Here is a 16,934-nt window from a genome sequence, read left to right on the forward strand (position 1 = left end):
TCTAGGGTAGATGAGCTTTTTCAACCTGCCGGGGAATTAAGTCAAAAGTGATACTTGGTGCTCATTTTGCCTGAAACCGCTGGCGGGCTGACGCCAGAAAAACCACACCACGACCTCTCATCCGATGCCGCGCGTAGCACTTGATTCCTGTCGATGATGGCCAGATGCTCTGGGTTTTTGCCGCCATCAAGAGCATCCCCATGAGCATCGAACCGCCGAGCGAACCCGACAGCGCCGTGTACAAGACCTTGCTGGAATCCACCAAGGCGATTCCCTGGCGCATCGACTGGGCAACCATGACCTTCAGCTACATCGGCCCGCAGATCGAGACGCTACTGGGCTGGACGCCCCAGAGCTGGGCCACCGTGGATGACTGGGTAGAACGCATGCACCCGGACGACCGCGAATACGTGGTCAACTTCTGCGTCTCGCAGTCCCGCGCCGGGGTCGACCACGAAGCCGATTACCGCGCGCTGACCGCCAGCGGCGAGTACGTGTGGATTCGCGACGTGGTGCACGTGGAGCGCAAGGATGGCGAGGTGCAAGCACTGATCGGCTTCATGTTCGATATCAGCGAGCGCAAGAAGACCGAAGAGCACTTGATCCGCTTGCAGAAACAGCTGGAGGAATATTCCTTCCAGGACGGCCTGACCGGCATCGCCAATCGGCGCATGTTCGACACCGTGCTGGCGCGTGAGTGGACCAGCGCCCTGCGCAGCCAATTGCCGCTGTCGTTGATCCTGTTGGATATCGACTATTTCAAGCAGTACAACGACCTCTACGGGCATATCAAGGGTGACGAATGCCTGCGGCAAGTGGCGAGCACGCTCTCCCGAGCGGCCAACCGGCCACGGGATTTCATTGCGCGCATCGGCGGCGAAGAGTTTGTGTGGTTGTTGCCGGAAACCGACGCCGAGTCTGCCCGGCGTGTGGCCGAGCGCTGCCTGCACTTGATCCGCCAGCAACAGATCAAGCATGGGAATTCGGCGGTGTCCGACCTGCTGACGCTAAGCCTGGGGGTAGGCACCCGGACGGTAAGCCCGGGAAGCGAAGCCCTGGTGTTTGTCGAACAGGTGGACAGATTGCTGTATCAAGCCAAACGCAACGGGCGGATGCGCGCCGAGATAGCCACGATCACCGACTGAGCCCCCCATACCCACAACGTAGGTGCCGGCCGTACACTCCCGGCCTGCACCGATTCGTCACGCCGCCAAAAGACGGCAACGCTTAACGAGGCACGACGATGTCGTTTGGAACAATAGGCTTGGTACTTTTAATAAGGAAATCGGTTTTGCCGTTACCTGAGGTATCAATAGCCAGATAGTAAAGTTTATCGGTCGGGTGAAACCCGATTACCGCATCACCGGGCGTGCCAGTAAAATTTTGCACCAGTCGCGGCGCAACACCAGCTTTGGTCATGGCTTCGGTGATATCAATTTTGTCCTTGCCACTGACAAAATCCATCAGGCAGTCAGCTTTATCATGAGTAGAGTCGGACAATTCGTTATATTTAAAGGTGTTGTTCCCCCCTACGCCCCATAGTTGATCCCGACCGCCGCCACCCACGATGACGTTATTTGCCTGGTTACCGATAATCTTATCGTTACCTGTTCCTCCCTTGGCATTTTCGATCGTCACGCCTCTGGCAATGGACACATTATTCACACCACTCCCCACATTGGAGTACGTTCCTGCCCCCAGATTAATGGTCTGGTCCTGAGTAAACTTTGAAAAGTCAAACGTGTCATTACCGCCACCATCCCACACACTAAATTCCGGCGCAGAATTAGCCTCTTGCATATGCCTCGGCATCATTCGATACGTATCAGGGTCCTTCAAACTATACTGATCGCGATCAGCATTTGAATTAAAGCCATAAACCGTGTCGGTATTACGCGTATTGTAATTTGCACCATATAGTTTCTGGGCTTGCTCTATATCGTCCATCAACGAGCCAGGTGCATGGTCGGGACGTTGAACCCCCATTGCATGCCCCACTTCGCGCATGATTTTTTGTTTGGATATTGATGGAGCGTCCGTCCCCCTTGCCGTCTGAAAAAAGACCACTTCAGATCCTGGTTCTTTGGGCACGCCATCAGGTGTATTAGGATACGTGTGAACAGCCAGCTTAAGGTGCCCCTCATTTGCAGGATTTTTACTCTCTGTAAATGTAACGTTGGCAACATCCGACCAATCCTGCAGAGCGCTTTTGACCTTTGACTCATCCAACATAAAAGGAAGTAAGCCCTTCCCCCGCTCGGAAGAATGATAGACACCATTCTGGTAAGAGAGGCTCGTAACACCATCATTATTAAGATCATGCCACTTACGTCCGGTGCCTGAACTCTGCTGAGTTGGCTGGCCGTCACCATAACCTTTTGAAGGCTGTGTTTTGCTGGGCTCTTCAGAGGCAGACTTTGAGTAATTATCCGCATAACCATTGGTCATGGTGGAATTATGAAGCGCTTGTAAGTTCGACATATAATACCCTTTCAGATTAAACACCCGGAAACGAGCGAACACTCTATTCGCCGAAACAAGGTGACACGGCCAAAAAAGCAATCAAGCCTCAATTCGTAACTAGATCTAAATCCGGTATTTTTACTCCACTCAAAAAACGACAAAAAAATACGTCTTCAAAATTTTACGTAAGAAAATATCACTAAACCAATACGACACCAGCCACCTAAAAAAACCCACTACACTCACAAATCAATGTTTTCTATACCCGCCGAAAAAAGGGCAATCGAGTGCAGTACGTTTAATACTTTTCATAAAGAAACGCGCACGCCTGCAAAGTACAACAACATATTTCTCACAAATACTGTTGGCAATTTAATACCAAATTTATTATCACGTCTTAAATGCTTATTTTTCCTCGGGCATGCCGGGGTAGCGTAGGGTGGGATATACCAGGACGACGGAAAACCAACCTGGCAGCAGTGAGAATGCTCAGTGGAAGCGACAGGACGTGCAAGGGAATCGACGTGGAAAACACCAAATTCCAGGCAAAAAAAATCCCAAGTAGCTGATGGAAACTTGGGATTTAAAAATGCATAAACCGTGGGAGGTGAACGCCCGGCAATAATACCGACCGGAGCAATCTGTAACAAGATATTTTTAAGCCTTTCGTCGGATCAAGCCGCGCCTAAGCCCTTCAATAACCACACTTTTTTAATGGATCCGATTATTCAAAGTGCCACTTTTTGGTGCAACAAACCCTAAGTTAAACAAACTTGCGCTGTTTAATTCCGCGATAAAAATAAGGGTATTGATTAAAAGTGCGTGGGCTTCTTCAAGTAATGCTCACTCAAATGTTTGCACGGATCCACCAGCACCAATTCGTCCTGAGGCGTGGTACGCGAAACGCTGGCTGCCTGGCGACATAACGCCAGGCGCTCCGCTGCTTCTTCCCGCTGCCGGTCCACCTGGGCATTGAGCTGCACGAAATAGGCCCCCAGCATCACCGCCACACACAGAACCCCGACAACAAAATAGCGGAAGGCGTTGGATGGAGGGGGTTCCAGCTCACTCATACACTCATTGCACCTTGTGTTTCTGATAGCGAACATCATCGCCAAGCTTCTCACCGAGACGCTCAATTGTATGTAAATTGAAACACATGGGTTGTGTTGGATTTGTAAAACACCGTCAGTCCTGCTCACGCCGCCTGAACTGCCCCGGCGCCAGCCCGTGGGCCTTGCGAAAACACCGGGAAAAATAGGCCTCGTCGGTAAACCCGCAACGGTGCGCAATCGCACCAATCATCTGCGGGCTGTTGAGCAGCAGCGTGCGCGCCAGTTGCATGCGCCGGTCGAGCACCAGTTGGGAGAAAGGCTTGCCGGTTTCCTTGCGCAGCAAGTGGGTCAGGTAGTTGGGCGACAGGAAGGCCGCCGCCGCGGCATCGGTCAGGTTCAGCGACGGCTCGTGCAGATGCTCACGGATGTAGCCCTGGACCCGCGCCAGCGCATCCTTGCGGCCACGGCGGGTGGCGTTGTTGGCGGCAAAGGCCTGGAGCGGCTCGGCATACTGCTGGCACACCAGCCCGATCAACTGGAACAGGTAACCCTTGAGCCGCTCCCGCGCGCCGAAGCTGCGGTGGGCGTCCAGGGTGCGCATGTGTTCCAGCCAGGTTTTGACTTCCTCGAATGCCGCGTCCTCAAGGATGAAGTCCAGTTGTTCCTGGAAGCGGAACGGCGACAGTTCCGGCGCCTGGCCAATGGGTATGTCTTCCAGGTCCAGCGGGTCGCAGGTCAGTTGCGGCAGGAAAAACCCCTGGCTGAAATTGATCAGCATGAAGTCGCCGTCTTCGGGATGGGGAATCACGTGCAGGCGATGGGGCAGGATAAAGGCCAGGGCCTTCTTCGGGAACGGGCGCACCGCACCGCCGATGTGCTGCACGGTGTCGCCGCCCAGGTTGATCTGGATCTGGAAGTATTCGTGGCGATGGGGACTGGTCAGCGCCGCCCTGCCCCGCTTGTCGCGGATGTAGAAGTCGGAGCGGTCGCTGCGCTGTTCCATGCCGTAGGTGGTGATGCGGGTGCCGGGCATACGTATTTCTCGAAGGGCCTGGCACCACTGTAGCGTCAACCCTGGCCGAGGGTGAAGCTCAGCTCCGCCAGGCCGTCGATTCCGGCGGTCACCACATCGCCCGGTTGCAAGGCGCCGACGCCCGCCGGGGTGCCGGTGAAGATCAGGTCGCCGGCCTTCAGCGCCACGGATCTGGACGCATGGCTGATGACCTCGCTGACCGACCAGATCTGGTCCGCCAGATCGCCCACTTGGCGCTGCTCGCCATTGACCTTGAGCCAGATACGCCCGCTGCCCGGATGGCCGACGGCACTCACCGGCCGCAACGCGGTGCAGGGTGCCGACTCATCGAAAGCCTTGGCCCATTCCCACGGACGAGAAGCCTTTTTCGCCAGGGCCTGGAGGTCGCGGCGGGTCAGATCGATGCCCAGGCCGTAACCCCAGATATGCGCGAAGGCGTCTTCCGGGGCGATGTCCACCCCGCCCTTGCCGATGGCTACCACCAACTCGACTTCATGGTGCAGGTCGGCGGTCAGCGGCGGATAAGCGATCACGCCTTCGGCAGGCACCACGGCATCGGCCGGTTTCATGAAGAAGAACGGCGGCTCGCGGTCCGGGTCGTGGCCCATTTCGCGGGCGTGCTCGCTGTAGTTGCGCCCGACGCAGAACACCCGGCGCAGGGGGAAGCGAGCGTCGTCGCCCTGGATGGCGAGGGACGGGATTTCGTTGGGAGTGATGACGTAGCGGGTCATGGCATGTGCCTCTTCGGTTACCTGGGGCCAGTATGCGCACTGGCTCCAGGGCGAAGTTGGACAGGCTTACGCAGATTTTGTACTGGGCGGTGCATCGATCAAGGCCGACTTCCCCGCGCTGCAAATGGTCTGGCCGGACAAGCAAGGGCACTTCCCATGGGAGCCCGCCTACGATCAGTCGTTCTCCAGGTTCCAGTTGCTGCTGGATAAGTAGGGGTTATTTACGCGCCAGCTTGTAGCGCAAACAGTCCTGGTAAAAACTCTGGCGAATCACCTCGGGCTTGACCCGCGAACGGCTGTCGTAGGTCTGCTCGGTGATGCCCATGGCCATCATGTGCATCCAGGGTTTCTTGAACTGGTAGGTCTTCAGTTTCTGGCGCGCGGCATACAGCGAGACGCCCGACAGCTTCAACTCCTGCGCCCGGGCCGCTGTGCCCGCGCCCCAGCTGCACATATACCGGTCGTTGTCCCGCAGCTCCCGTGCCTGAACCGAAACCGCCCCACCCGCCAGGGAACAGGCGATCAGCATGATTCCAACATTGCGCATTTGCATCCCGCCTAACCACCTGAAAATAAAAGTGATTTTGGCGAGGATTTTGTTACAAAGGGGCCAGCAAATTGCCTTCTCGGTTAATTTACCGACACCAGTTTGAGACCGATCACACCTGCCAGGATCAGCACAATGCACAACACCCGCAACGGCGCGGTGGAATCCCCCAGCAACGCCATGCCCAGGATCGCCGTGCCGGCCGCGCCGATTCCGGTCCAGACCGCGTAGGCGCTGCCCACCGGCAGCGTGCGCAGCGCCATCGAAAGCAGGATCACGCTGGAAACACCGGTCACCACGGTGAGCAATCCGGGGGTGAATCGGGTGAAGCCATCCGAGGCCTTCATCGCGAACGCGAAGGCGATTTCAAGGATGCCGGCCAAGCCGAGAAGTAGCCATGCCATGGGGTGAGCCCTCAGGAAATACAGTGGGGGATGTGGCGAGGGGCCCGGCCGCCTCGCCACAACGAAGCGGCTTAAGCCTTGGCGGCCGCCGCCGGCGTGGTGCGGAAGGTGATGCCCAGGCGGTTGAAGGCGTTCATCAGTGCAATGCCGTAGGTGAGGTCGGCCAGTTCCTTGTCGCTGAACTCGGCGGCAGCCGCCGCGTAATCCGCGTCCGAAACATCACTGGCGGTAACGGCTTGCGCAAACGCCAGCGCCACGCGCTCACGCTGGGTGAAGACCGCGCCAGCGTCATGCCAGACCGGCACCAGCACCAGCTTGTCCACGGCCAGGCCTTGCTTGAGCAGGTCCCGCGAGTGCATGTCGATGCAAAAGGCGCAGCCGTTGACCTGGGAAACCCGCAGGTAGACCAGGTCGATCAGTTCCTTGGACAGGCCACTGTTCTGCAGGTAGACGTAAACCCCGCCGAACGCTTTGTAACCTTCAGGGGAAGCCTTGGAGTAGTCGAGACGTGTTGTCATGGTGAAATCCTGTAGCAGTTGGATGAAGCCGCCATCTTGCGGCGCCATGGCCTACCCCAAAAGATCCATGAACTGGCTTGAACAATAGGCCATGAATGCGCCGCCATGGCCTACTCTGAATCTTGATTCTTGGCTCTTTGGCCTGGGTCATGGGGTTCGTAGACTGAAGGCCATCCATTCAGGAAGCACCGCACCATGAATATCCTCCATGTCAGCGCCAGCCCTCGCGGGCAAGCGTCGGAAAGCAACGCGCTCTCCCACAAGATCATCGAATGCCTGCGCCAGCGGCACCCGGCCGCCGAGGTGGTGCAGCGCCTGATCGCTGGAAATGCCCTGGCGCCGGTGGACGAGCCTTACGCAACGTCCCAGCAGTCGCTGGTGGACGTCTCGCAAGAGGGTTCGATGGCCCAGTCCGAACGCCTGGTCCGGGAAGTGGAACTGGCGGATATCGTGGTGATCGCCACCCCCATGCATAACTATTCGGTGCCTGCGGCCCTCAAGCTGTGGCTCGATCATATTGCGCGGGTGCGCCGCACCTTCGATATCTCGGCCCAGGGCAAGATCGGCTTGTTGCAGGACCGGCCAGTGTTCGTGGCCGTGGCCTCGGGCGGGCGATTTTCCGGGGAGCGTGCGCACCAGCCGGATTTCCTGACGCCATACCTGAAAACCATCCTGGGCATGATCGGCCTGCATGACGTGACCTTCTTCACCGTCGAAGGCACCGCTTCACGCCCCGAAAGCCTGGCCCAGACCCGCCTCCAGACCGACCAGGCGCTGCACGACTACTTCGCCACCTGAACAGGACCCGCCGCCGGATGAGCACCTCGATCAAAGCCCTTTCACCGCTGGACGCCGGCGCTTCGGAGCCGATCTATCGGCAACTGTACTGGCGGTTCCGCAGCGCAATTGCCGACGGGCTGCTCAAGCCGGGCGAACGCATACCCGCGGCCCGGGCCCTGGCCAAGGAGCTGGGGCTGGCCCGAGGCACCATCGACACCGCCTATTCGCTGCTGGCAGCCGAAGGTTATATCCAGGCCCGTGGCCAGGCCGGCACCGTGGTGGCTGAAGGGATCAAGGCCAGCCTGCCGGAGCGTCCCACCGCCATCAGCGACCACAATGCCGTGAGGCAAAAAGCCGCCGTGCTGCCGTTTCAAATGGGCCTGCCGGCACTGGATGCGTTCCCGCGCAAGATCTGGTCGAAAATCGCTGCCCGTTGCGTGCGTGCCACCCAGGTCGCAGACATGGCCAACCCGTGCGTCTACGGCCTGAACTCCCTGCGCACGGCGATTGCCAGCTACTTGCAGATGGCGCGGGGCATCCACTGCTCGCCTGCGCAAGTCTTCGTCACCTCGGGCTATCGCAATACGCTCGGCCTGATCGCCCACGCATTGCTGGAACCGGGCGACCGAGTGCTGGTGGAAGACCCGGGCTACCTGTTCACCCGGCCATTGCTGGATTACCTGAATATCAAGGCTATACCGGTGCCGGTGGACCAGGACGGCATGCAGGTATCCCAGGCCGTGCAACAGGGCAAAGGCGCCCGCGCGGTGGTGGTCACGCCGGCCCATCAAAGCCCGCTGTGTGTCTCGCTGTCGTTGCCCAGGCGCCTGGAACTGCTGGATTGGGCCAGCCGCCAGCAGGCGTGGATCATCGAAGACGACTACGACGGCGAATACCGCTACGTGAGCCGCCCGCTGCCGGCCCTCAAGAGCCTGGACCGCGACGGCCGGGTGCTCTACGCCGGGACGTTCAGCAAGGTGCTGTTTCCGGGGATCCGCCTCGCCTATCTGGTGGTGCCCGACGCGCAGGTGGAACGCTTCGAACACGTCAGCCAGACCTTCCTCGGCGGTTGCCCGGAGCTGACCCAGGCGATCGTCGCGACGTTCATGGCCGAAGGGCATTTTGCGCGGCATATCCAGCGTATGCGCAAACTCTACGGTGAGCGTCGGGAGGCCACGGCCAGGGGCCTGCGCAAAGCCCTGGGCGAGCAGATTTCGATTGATGCCCAACCGGGCGGAATGCACTTGATCCTGCGCCTGAACGCGCAACAGTCAGACCGCCTGTGCGTAGAGCGCCTGGCGCAGGCGGGCATTTATGCAGAGGCCCTGAGCGACTGGAATATTCAAGGCCAGACCGGCCCCGGGCTGTTGCTGGGCTTTGCCAATATCGAATCCGAGGCGGTCGCCGAAGCCCTGGGAAAACGCATCCTGAATGCACTCATGGCCTGATCGGCGAACGCTCTGGTTTTTGGCCTTGGCGCTGCTGCTCCCGAATCCTTTCGCCAAGGCCTTTTTTATTTACCACTGATACGTGGCACTCGCCTGCACGGTGCGCTGTGAGCCATACCAGCACCACGAGTAGGAATAGCAGGACGCGACATACTCTTTATTCGCAAGGTTGGTGGCGTTCACCGCAAGGCGCAGGTTGTCACCCTGGCGATTGATGTGCGGAATGTCGTAGTGCACCGCCGCATCAAACAAGGTGTAGCCCGGCACTTTCAGGGTGTTGGCGGTATCGCCCCACGATGAGCCGACATAACGCGCACCGGCCCCCACGCCGAAGCCTTTCAGCGTGCCGTCGTGCAGGGTGTAGTCCGCCCAGGCTGAGGCGGTATGGCGCGGTACGGCATAGGTGGTGGTGCCTTCGGCCGCGATCGCCGGGCCCACGCCGATGTCGCTGATGGGCGCATAACGCACGGTGTTGTTGGACTTGCTGATGCGGTTATCCAGGTAGGCGTAGGCTGCAGTGATGTCCAGGTTGTCGTTCAGGCTGGCCTTGCCTTCCAGTTCGAAGCCACGGGACTGCACTTCGCCGTCCTGGATCTGGCAGCGCGAGCCGTTGCACAGGTGGGAAGCGTCCGGGTCCAGCGTCGGCACATTGGTCTGGCGCAGGTCGAAGATGGCCGCGGTGATAAAGCTGTTGCTGCCCGGCGGCTGGTACTTGATGCCGATTTCCGTCTGTTTGCCTTCGGTGGGCTGGAACGTCGAACCGCCGTAGCCCGTGCCGGATTGCGGCTGGAAGGATTCCGAATAGCTGACGTAAGGCGCCAAGCCGTTATCGAACAGGTAGACCAGGCCCAGGCGGCCGGTAAAGGCTTTGCTGTCCTGGGAAGACTTGGTCTTCTTCTGGGTAGTCATGGCCAGGGTGCTGTTGTCGGTGGTGGCCCAGTCATAGCGCCCGCCCATCAACAACACCCATTTGTCCCACTTCATCTGTTCCTGCAGGTACACGCCGGTTTGCTCGCTGCGGGAAGTAGCGTCGCTGGTGTAGGCCGGCACCGGCACTGCGGCGCCATAAACCGGGTCGAAAATATTCAGCGTAGGGCCTGCGGTGTACACGCCGCTGCCCGACTTGGTGTCGGTGCTGGTGTTCTGGTAATCGGCGCCCATCAGCACGGTGTGCTGCAGCGGGCCGGTGTCGAATCTGGCCTGCAACTGGTTGTCGAGGGCGTAGGCGTCGATGTTCACGTCACTGGCAATGGTAGAGCGTCGGATGGTGCGGTAATCGCTCTCCAGGTAGTTGCTGTAGAGGCTGCGGTATTGCCCTTCGCTGCGCAGGTAGCGGGCGTTCTGGCGCACGGTCCAGACATCGTTGAAGTGGTGCTCGAAGGCGTAGCCGATGGAGTAATACTCGCGGTCACTCTTCTCGAAGCTTTTCTCGCCGTCGTAGAAATCCACGTCGATCTTGCGCCCGGTCGGGCTGTGCAATACCGAGCCCCAGGCCGGCATCGAACCGTAGGACGCGCCCTTGGGGTCCTTCTGGAAATGCCCGAGCAAGGTCAGCGACGTGTTGTCGTCCGGGCGCCAGGTGAAGGCGGTGGACAGGGACTGGCGACGGGTTTCGGTGTGGTCGATCTGCCCGTCGGCATCGTCGAACAGGCCGGCGACGCGGTAGGAATATACGCCTTGATCGTCCAGCGGGCCGCTCAAGTCAAAGGTGGTGCGTTTCTTGTTGAAGGTGCCGTACTCGACGCCGACTTCATGGAACGGCGTGTCCAGCGGACGCTTGCTGACCATGTTGATCACACCACTGGGCGTGCCCTGCCCGTACAGCACCGACGCCGGCCCGCGCAGCACTTCGACGCGCTCCAGGTCGAAGGCGTCTTTCTGCGGCAACGCATCCCGGCTCGACGGCATGCGCAGGCCGTCGAGGTAGGTGGCCGGGGCGAAGCCACGGATGGTCAACTGATCGAGGCGCGAGGCGGTGGAGCCACGGGTTTCCGGGATCACGGCGGCGCTGTAGCGCAGGATCTGGTTGAGGCTCTCGGCGTTCTGCGCGCGCATCTGGTCTTTGGTGACCACGGAGATCGACTGCGGGGTCTCGATCAGCGCAGTGTCGGTCTTGGTCCCCGACAGGCTGCGGGTGGCCACGTAGCCGGACACCGGGCCGGTGGGGCTTTGCGCCTGGTACGCGCCGCTGATGGTGGTGGCCTGCAATTCCATGGCGCCATCGCTGGGCGGGATGGCTTCGAGGCGGTAGCGGTCATCGGCGATCTTCAGGGCTTGCAGGCCGCTGCCGGCCAACAGTTGGGCCAGTGCGGCGTCGGTGCTGTACTGCCCGTTCAGGCCGTTGCTGCGCTTGCCGCGCGTCAGGCTCGAATCAAACGCCAATACCAGGCCCGCCTGTTCGGCGAGGCTGTTGAGGGCCTGGCTCAGGTCGCCGGCGGGAATGGCGAACGCGGCGCTTTCAGCAGCAAAGGACGCTTGAATGGTCAGCAGGGGTGCGGCGGCAAAAGCCATCGCCACTGAAAGGGCCAGTGGCTGTAAGGGACGAGCAAGGCGCGACATGAGAAGTCCTGGAAAATGGGGTTCTATTAGTCATGACGGCCATGTCGGAAAATCGGGTATGAATGAGAGCAGTTTTTATTCAGGTTTTTTACAGCGGCTTGATCACCACCACCAAATCCGTGAAGTACTCCACCTTGATCGGCAGGTTATCCGCCAGTGAAGCCAGTGCCGCGCCGGTGTCATCGAGCTTGAACACCCCCGACACGCGCATCCCTTTCAGTGCCTGCGGGTCGAAGCGCACCAGGCCGTGGCGGTAACCGGCGAGGGTTTGCAGGACGTCACTCAGGGGTTGGTCGTCGACCTTGAGCAGGCCGCGGGTCCAGGCATCCGGGTCGGCATTGCCGATGGCTTGCGGCTCGCCGGCCTGCCCGTCACGGAGCGTGGACTTCTGCCCTGCCGGCACTTTCACCTCGCCTGCGCGGCTGCCTTTGACGGCCACGGTGGACTCGATCACGCTGACCACGGTGGAGCCATCCTCGGCCTTGCGCACCAGGAACCGCGTGCCCAGCGCCGTGGCCGTGCCCTGGTCGGTGTGCACCACGAACGGCCGTTGCGTGTCCCTGGCCACCTCGACCCACATCTCGCCCTGCAACAGTTCGATCACCCGTTGATGGCCGTCGAACTTCACGTCCAGCGCCGAGTTGCTGTTGAGCTGTACCTGGCTGCCGTCCGTCAGTGCCACCTGACGGCGTTCACCGATGCTGGTGCGCTGGTCGGCCATCCACACCGGCATCCGCTCAAAGCCTGCCCAGCCGCACAGCAACACACCCAGTAGCGCGAGGGCCTGGGTGCCTCGGGCAGCAAACCGTGGTTTTTGCGGGGCAAACGCGCGGTTCAGGGCGATGCGAGCCGGGGCGGCGGGCAATGCGTCGAGGCTGCCCCACAGGCTGCGCATGCGCTCGATGGCGACGGCATGCCGTGGGTCGGCCTGGCGCCAACGCTCGAAGGCGGCGCGGTCGGCCTCGGTCACGGCGTCATCGTGCAACAACGTCAGCCAGCGGGCGGCTTCACTGATGATCTGCTCGGAACTCACGACAGCGGGTCCGCCCCGTGCAGGGTGTGATAGCAGTGCACCAACGCGCTGGAAATGTAGTTCTTCACCGTGCTGGATGACACCTGCAGTTGATCGGCGATTTCGCTGTAGGTCAGCCCGTCGAGGCGGCTGAGCAGGAACGCTTCGCGGGCCTTGGCGGGCAAGCCGGTGAGCATCTCGGCAATCCGCTCCAGGGCCTGGAGGGCCACATGAATTGCCGCAGGGTCAGGCATGCCGGCGTCTTCGCTCTGAATCGCCAGGGCTTCCATGTAGGCTTTCTCGATCCGCCGTCGACGTGCGCCATCAATCATCAGGCGCCCCGCCGTCGTCGCCAGAAAGGCCCGGGGCTCCTTGATGGTATGAGGTTCGGCCAGCAACAGGATGCGGATAAACGCGTCGTGAGCCAGGTCGGCGGCGTGTTGCGAACAGCCGAGTTTCTTGCGCAGCCAACCGTGCAACCAGGAATGATGGTCGCTGTAGAGGGCGGTGATGGTCTGCTGGCGACGGGCTATATCACCTTCAGCGACAGGAAAGTCATGCATGCGCAAAAATTTCTCAAACAAGAAAGATTACCAATTGCGCGAACGATGACAGTAAAACGAGGGAGGAGCAAGTCCAGGCCATCATGAGTGATGTCCGGTCAGCAGAACGAGAGATATGCGGTACGCTCTTTAATATTATTCACTTAGTTAAAACAACCATGAGTCAACAGGCACTCCCGTGCCTGCCAACTTAATGAAGAGGATAATTAACGACCAACTTCTACAGCAAGGTGATTACTTGCAACCAATCCTCTGCGGCAATTGCCCTTGCTTTGACTTAAGTGCCACTTGCACGGCTTGCGGCAACTCACTCCAGAATGTCAGCCCGGAACGTTGTTCAATCTGTTCCACCGTTGCGCGGTAATCACAGAAGTTGGCGCCTTTGGGTGCTTCCTGATTCATGATGAAGGAAGCGTAAAGTCCGTCTTGCGGCGACTTGCCCACGGAAACAATCTTCCAGTAACCGCTGGGGATCGTGTGGACCTTATTCGTGCCCGGCAAAGTACCGATGAATTTCTCATACAGCGGGCCGGTCATCACATACACCTCATCCACCGTCGCGTCCTGGCTCAGTTTGCGCTCCTGATCCTCCAGGTGTGCCCACGGCCCCTGGTTCAGATCGGACTTTTGCGGGGTGATATTGGACAGGTAATTGAGGGCCTGCCAATCGGCCACGCCGGCCATCGACGCGAGGTTGGCCTGGTGCCCGCGGTCGACCTTCAGCGCCACGTTGGCACCGTTATAGTCAACCGGGTCAAGGGTTTCGCCCGCCGGGATGTCGGGGTCGGTCTGCCAATTGCGCGGGCGCCCGCTGGCCGGTGTGGACTTGGTAATCCGGTAGGCCACCCAGTTGGCAAACTTGGTCGAGGCGTTGTTATTGAGGGTGTAGGCCAGGCGATTCAACGTCAGCGGCCCACCGCCGGAAGGGCAACCCTCGGAGCAGTTATCGACCGTGGTGGCCTGCTCCACCGGTGCCTGGATGGCGCGCTCCGGCACCTGTGAAGGCTGGGTGCTGATACAGCCCGCCATCAGCGGCACCCACAACAACGCGACGTATTTGAACAGTGCTTTCCTTTGCATGGTAATACTCCATTTACAACAGATTAATTAAGTTTAAAGCGATAAAACGGGCGCAATTGATCCCAACATTACGTAAGCCACCCTGAATAAAAGGACAGCCTATAAAGTCGATGACTGGATAACTGTGCTTGCGCGTACGGCGACATTCCATGTGCGTACCCGCTTAACTACCCGCGCCGATGGCGCCAGCAACTAACTGCTCATGAACAATGATCTTTCAGTTGAGCAGGCTTTATCTTATACACGCAATTGTTACAAAAAAACCAGCGCTAAAAGCAAAAAAATCAGGCCGTAAAACCCGATCCAATGTGGGAGCCGGGCTTGCCCGCGATGCAGGCGACTCGGTGTTTCAGTGACACCGAGGTGATGCTATCGCAGGCAAGCCAGCTCCTACATTTGACCTTCGCTCGGCTTACTAGCGCCAGCTCCAGGAAACCCCGGTGTACACGCCCATGCCATCCCCCGGCGTGGACCGCGCCACATCCATCCCCTTGTCGTCATAACCCGGCGTGACCGTATTCGCGTAACGCCGATTGGTCAGGTTGCGCAGGTCGACCCAGGCTTGCCAGTCGTGCTTCGGCGCGTCATACCCGACTGTCGCCCCGAGCAGCGTGTAGGCCGCCGCGTAGTAGGAATTGGCATAGTCCACCGCCACCCGCGACGAATGCTCGCCGTTGAGGCTGGTGTAGAAACCACTCGGGTGGCTGTAGCGCAGTTGCGCCTGGTAGTAGTGCTTGGGGATGCCGGGCAAGGTGTTGTCGCCGAAGCGGTCGTCGTTGCGGTAGTGGAAGTCGCTGTAGGTATAGGCCTGGCGCAAGGCAAGCTGGCCGGTGCGGCCGCCGTCCCACAGCGGGCTGATCAGGCTCAGTTCCAGGCCTTGGTGCACGGTGGGGCTGGCGTTGGATTCGGCAATGACTGCGGACGTGGTGGACGTCGCGGCCTGGGTTTCGACGCTGAGCAATTCGTGGCGCACCTCAGAACGGTACAGCGCCAGGTCCCACTGGCCGAACCACGCTTCACCGCGGCCACCGACTTCCAGGGTGGTGGCGGTCTGGTTTTTCAGTTTCACGCCTTCACGCTGTAACCCGCTCTCCGGGCCACTGTTTGCCGGGAAATACTTGTTGGAGCCCCAGATCATCGACCATGCATGAGGCGGCTCAACCGAGCGACTCAGGTTGCCGTACACCTGCAATTGCGGGCTGACGTCATAACGCAGGCCCACCCGTGGCGCGTAATCCCAATCGTGCTGGCTGACCGGTGTGTGGGTTTCTGGGTAGCTGACTTCGGTTTCGCGGCGGGTGTAGATCGCCGCCAGCCCGGTGGTCAGCCAAAGGTCCGGCACCAGCTCCAGGTCATTGCCGATATGCAGCACGGTGTCGGAACCCAGGTAGCTGTAGTCGCGGGTCTTGGTGCCGGGCGCGTAGTCCTTCGTAGCACCAGCGGGAATCCGCACGAATTCCGAGCCACCGTTATTCGGCATGGCCTGGGTGGTACGCAAACCGAGGGTGGTCTTGCTGTCGCGCCCGAACACGGTGTCCTGGCGGATGTAATTCACGGTGCCGCTGACGTCGGTGTACGCGACCTTGAGGCGGTTGGTGCCTTCGCGCAGGTCCATCGGGTAGTCGTGATACGCCAGCCCGACCTCGACCCGGGCGTTGTCGTCCAGGTGCAAGGTGGTTTTGTTGGCGATCCAGGTCGAGCCCGGTTGCGTGCGTTTCGAGTCTCGCTTCAGGTTGAGCGCGGCAGCGGCACGCGGGTCGTGGCTGATCTGGTCGCGGGTCAGCTTGCCGGGGGAGTCGTTGTCGGTTTCGCGGTAGCGGAAGTAGAAGCGGGTTTCCAGGTCAGGGTTGAAGCGATAGCCGAAGTTGGCCGCCATGCCTTTGCCGCTGCCGGCGCTGTGGTTCTGGAAGCCGTCGTAGTGCGAGTCGGTGAGGCTGATGTAGTAGTCGGCATCCCCCAGCACTTGCCCCGAGCTGATCTCCCGCTGGGCGTAGCCATGGCTGCCGGCCTCGTAGCGCACCTGCAATTTGGGAGCGTCGTAACCGGTGTGGGTGACGTAGTTGACCGCCCCACCCAGGGCCAGTGCGCCCCGGTCAAAACCGTTGGCGCCGCGCAGCACTTCCACCCGGCTGAGCCACAACGGGTCCTTGAGTTCGTAGGGCGTGCCGCCGGGGCCGGTCAGCGGCAGGCCGTCGAAGGTCTCGTACAGGCCGGAGGCGTGAGCGCCCGGGCCGCGGTTGATGCCCGAGCCACGAATGGAAAGCTTCACCCCTTCGTTGTTCGCCGCCTTGGCGTATACGCCGGCCTGGTACTTGAACACGTCTTCGTTGGTGCTTACCCGGCCCTGATCGACGCTGCCCATGTCGATGTAATTGGTGGCGCCGGGCACGCTCTTGAGCTCGGCCTGGGCCAGTTCGTCGGCGCTGACCTCGGTGCCGCTGACTTCAACGGGGGCCAGTTGCAGCGTGTCGTCGGCCTGGGTCACGGGGCTGAAGCTCAGGGCGGCGCCAAAGCCCAGCAAGGGCCAGGCTTTTCGGGCGGGGAACGGAAACGCGGGGGGCATGGGGGTAAATCCTTGGAATTCGTTTTTGCGACGGGCTCGGTCCGGCACAAGGTCTGTGGTGGGAAGCCTGTGAAGCCCGGCGGGTCACCCTTGATGAACGAACAGCCGTCAATCGGCGTTAAGTCCAAAATCGAATTACCAAATGCAAACTCAGTATTTATGGAAATAAGCGCCACGG

The 16,934-nt window shown here is 60.0% G+C and carries 16 protein-coding genes; 4 read left to right on the top strand and 12 right to left on the bottom strand.

Annotation, left to right across the window (positions count from 1 at the left end; genetic code table 11):
- The first annotated feature begins 200 nt into the window (after positions 1–200).
- Positions 201–1,145, top strand: a complete 945-nt coding sequence (locus tag HX875_RS07015; RefSeq protein ID WP_177042604.1) for a GGDEF domain-containing protein — start codon at positions 201–203, stop codon at positions 1,143–1,145.
- A gap of 82 nt (positions 1,146–1,227) precedes the next feature.
- On the opposite strand, the gene HX875_RS07020 is transcribed toward HX875_RS07015, so the two are convergent.
- The 4 genes from HX875_RS07020 to HX875_RS07035 all read right to left on the bottom strand — a co-directional run bounded on the left by HX875_RS07020 (position 1,228) and on the right by HX875_RS07035 (position 5,282).
- Complete coding sequence (locus tag HX875_RS07020; RefSeq protein ID WP_177042605.1) at positions 1,228–2,481, bottom strand: M10 family metallopeptidase C-terminal domain-containing protein; 1,254 nt, start codon at positions 2,479–2,481, stop codon at positions 1,228–1,230.
- A gap of 794 nt (positions 2,482–3,275) precedes the next feature.
- On the bottom strand, positions 3,276–3,536 hold the full coding sequence (locus HX875_RS07025; protein ID WP_177042606.1) for a hypothetical protein: 261 nt from the start codon (positions 3,534–3,536) through the stop codon (positions 3,276–3,278).
- Positions 3,537–3,651: 115 nt separating this feature from the next.
- Entirely contained in the window at positions 3,652–4,551 is a 900-nt protein-coding gene (locus HX875_RS07030) for a helix-turn-helix transcriptional regulator (RefSeq protein WP_177042607.1), read from the bottom strand.
- 35 nt (positions 4,552–4,586) lie between these two features.
- A complete protein-coding gene (locus tag HX875_RS07035; protein WP_177042608.1) occupies positions 4,587–5,282 on the bottom strand; it encodes a fumarylacetoacetate hydrolase family protein in 696 nt (231 codons plus the stop codon).
- Between HX875_RS07035 and HX875_RS32730 the strand changes: the two genes are divergently transcribed.
- Positions 5,281–5,496, top strand: a complete 216-nt coding sequence (locus HX875_RS32730) for a DUF4262 domain-containing protein (protein WP_256348053.1) — start codon at positions 5,281–5,283, stop codon at positions 5,494–5,496. The two genes, HX875_RS07035 and HX875_RS32730, sit on opposite strands and share 2 nt — an antisense overlap.
- Before the next feature lie 3 nt (positions 5,497–5,499).
- Here the strand turns inward: HX875_RS32730 and HX875_RS07045 are convergent, their stop codons facing one another.
- The 3 genes from HX875_RS07045 to HX875_RS07055 all read right to left on the bottom strand — a co-directional run bounded on the left by HX875_RS07045 (position 5,500) and on the right by HX875_RS07055 (position 6,751).
- On the bottom strand, positions 5,500–5,829 hold the full coding sequence (locus HX875_RS07045) for a hypothetical protein (RefSeq protein WP_177042609.1): 330 nt from the start codon (positions 5,827–5,829) through the stop codon (positions 5,500–5,502).
- An 83-nt stretch (positions 5,830–5,912) separates the two neighbouring features.
- Positions 5,913–6,233, bottom strand: a complete 321-nt coding sequence (locus HX875_RS07050) for a DMT family transporter (protein ID WP_177042610.1) — start codon at positions 6,231–6,233, stop codon at positions 5,913–5,915.
- Positions 6,234–6,304: 71 nt separating this feature from the next.
- Entirely contained in the window at positions 6,305–6,751 is a 447-nt protein-coding gene (locus HX875_RS07055) for a carboxymuconolactone decarboxylase family protein (RefSeq protein ID WP_177042611.1), read from the bottom strand.
- A 195-nt stretch (positions 6,752–6,946) separates the two neighbouring features.
- Here HX875_RS07055 and HX875_RS07060 point away from each other — a divergent pair, with 195 nt between their 5' ends.
- Both HX875_RS07060 and pdxR read left to right on the top strand, forming a co-directional pair.
- Positions 6,947–7,549 carry an FMN-dependent NADH-azoreductase gene (locus tag HX875_RS07060; RefSeq protein WP_177042612.1) on the top strand — a complete coding sequence of 201 codons (603 nt, stop codon included), beginning with the start codon at positions 6,947–6,949 and terminating at the stop codon, positions 7,547–7,549.
- A 17-nt stretch (positions 7,550–7,566) separates the two neighbouring features.
- Positions 7,567–8,979: a MocR-like pyridoxine biosynthesis transcription factor PdxR gene (gene pdxR / locus HX875_RS07065; protein WP_177042613.1), complete on the top strand. Its 1,413-nt coding sequence runs from the start codon at positions 7,567–7,569 to the stop codon at positions 8,977–8,979.
- Positions 8,980–9,048: 69 nt separating this feature from the next.
- Here pdxR and HX875_RS07070 read toward each other — a convergent pair whose 3' ends face one another.
- The 5 genes from HX875_RS07070 to HX875_RS07090 all read right to left on the bottom strand — a co-directional run bounded on the left by HX875_RS07070 (position 9,049) and on the right by HX875_RS07090 (position 16,756).
- Positions 9,049–11,538, bottom strand: coding sequence for a TonB-dependent siderophore receptor (locus HX875_RS07070; RefSeq protein WP_177042614.1), 2,490 nt, complete (start codon positions 11,536–11,538; stop codon positions 9,049–9,051).
- 88 nt (positions 11,539–11,626) lie between these two features.
- The gene (locus HX875_RS07075) at positions 11,627–12,571 is read right to left on the bottom strand and encodes a FecR family protein (RefSeq protein ID WP_177042615.1); all 945 of its coding nucleotides are present in this window, start codon (positions 12,569–12,571) and stop codon (positions 11,627–11,629) included.
- On the bottom strand, positions 12,568–13,113 hold the full coding sequence (locus tag HX875_RS07080) for a sigma-70 family RNA polymerase sigma factor (RefSeq protein ID WP_177042616.1): 546 nt from the start codon (positions 13,111–13,113) through the stop codon (positions 12,568–12,570). Before HX875_RS07080 ends, HX875_RS07075 begins: the two co-directional genes overlap by 4 nt.
- Positions 13,114–13,347: 234 nt before the next feature.
- The gene (locus HX875_RS07085) at positions 13,348–14,193 is read right to left on the bottom strand and encodes a DNA/RNA non-specific endonuclease (protein WP_177042617.1); all 846 of its coding nucleotides are present in this window, start codon (positions 14,191–14,193) and stop codon (positions 13,348–13,350) included.
- Between the two features lie 415 nt (positions 14,194–14,608).
- Entirely contained in the window at positions 14,609–16,756 is a 2,148-nt protein-coding gene (locus HX875_RS07090; protein ID WP_177042618.1) for a TonB-dependent receptor family protein, read from the bottom strand.
- Positions 16,757–16,934: the final 178 nt, after the last annotated feature.

It is taken from the genome of Pseudomonas yamanorum (assembly GCF_013386765.1).
Taxonomy (GTDB): Bacteria; Pseudomonadota; Gammaproteobacteria; order Pseudomonadales; family Pseudomonadaceae; genus Aquipseudomonas; species Aquipseudomonas yamanorum_A.

Coding starts and splice junctions, on each gene's coding strand:
- HX875_RS07015 (WP_177042604.1), top strand. CDS start 201: ATGAGCATCGAACCGCCGAGCGAACCCGACAGCGCCGTGTACAAGACC.
- HX875_RS07020 (WP_177042605.1), bottom strand. CDS start 2,481: ATGTCGAACTTACAAGCGCTTCATAATTCCACCATGACCAATGGTTAT.
- HX875_RS07025 (WP_177042606.1), bottom strand. CDS start 3,536: ATGAGTGAGCTGGAACCCCCTCCATCCAACGCCTTCCGCTATTTTGTT.
- HX875_RS07030 (WP_177042607.1), bottom strand. CDS start 4,551: ATGCCCGGCACCCGCATCACCACCTACGGCATGGAACAGCGCAGCGAC.
- HX875_RS32730 (WP_256348053.1), top strand. CDS start 5,281: ATGGCATGTGCCTCTTCGGTTACCTGGGGCCAGTATGCGCACTGGCTC.
- HX875_RS07035 (WP_177042608.1), bottom strand. CDS start 5,282: ATGACCCGCTACGTCATCACTCCCAACGAAATCCCGTCCCTCGCCATC.
- HX875_RS07045 (WP_177042609.1), bottom strand. CDS start 5,829: ATGCGCAATGTTGGAATCATGCTGATCGCCTGTTCCCTGGCGGGTGGG.
- HX875_RS07050 (WP_177042610.1), bottom strand. CDS start 6,233: ATGGCATGGCTACTTCTCGGCTTGGCCGGCATCCTTGAAATCGCCTTC.
- HX875_RS07055 (WP_177042611.1), bottom strand. CDS start 6,751: ATGACAACACGTCTCGACTACTCCAAGGCTTCCCCTGAAGGTTACAAA.
- HX875_RS07060 (WP_177042612.1), top strand. CDS start 6,947: ATGAATATCCTCCATGTCAGCGCCAGCCCTCGCGGGCAAGCGTCGGAA.
- pdxR (WP_177042613.1), top strand. CDS start 7,567: ATGAGCACCTCGATCAAAGCCCTTTCACCGCTGGACGCCGGCGCTTCG.
- HX875_RS07070 (WP_177042614.1), bottom strand. CDS start 11,538: ATGTCGCGCCTTGCTCGTCCCTTACAGCCACTGGCCCTTTCAGTGGCG.
- HX875_RS07080 (WP_177042616.1), bottom strand. CDS start 13,113: ATGCATGACTTTCCTGTCGCTGAAGGTGATATAGCCCGTCGCCAGCAG.
- HX875_RS07085 (WP_177042617.1), bottom strand. CDS start 14,193: ATGCAAAGGAAAGCACTGTTCAAATACGTCGCGTTGTTGTGGGTGCCG.
- HX875_RS07090 (WP_177042618.1), bottom strand. CDS start 16,756: ATGCCCCCCGCGTTTCCGTTCCCCGCCCGAAAAGCCTGGCCCTTGCTG.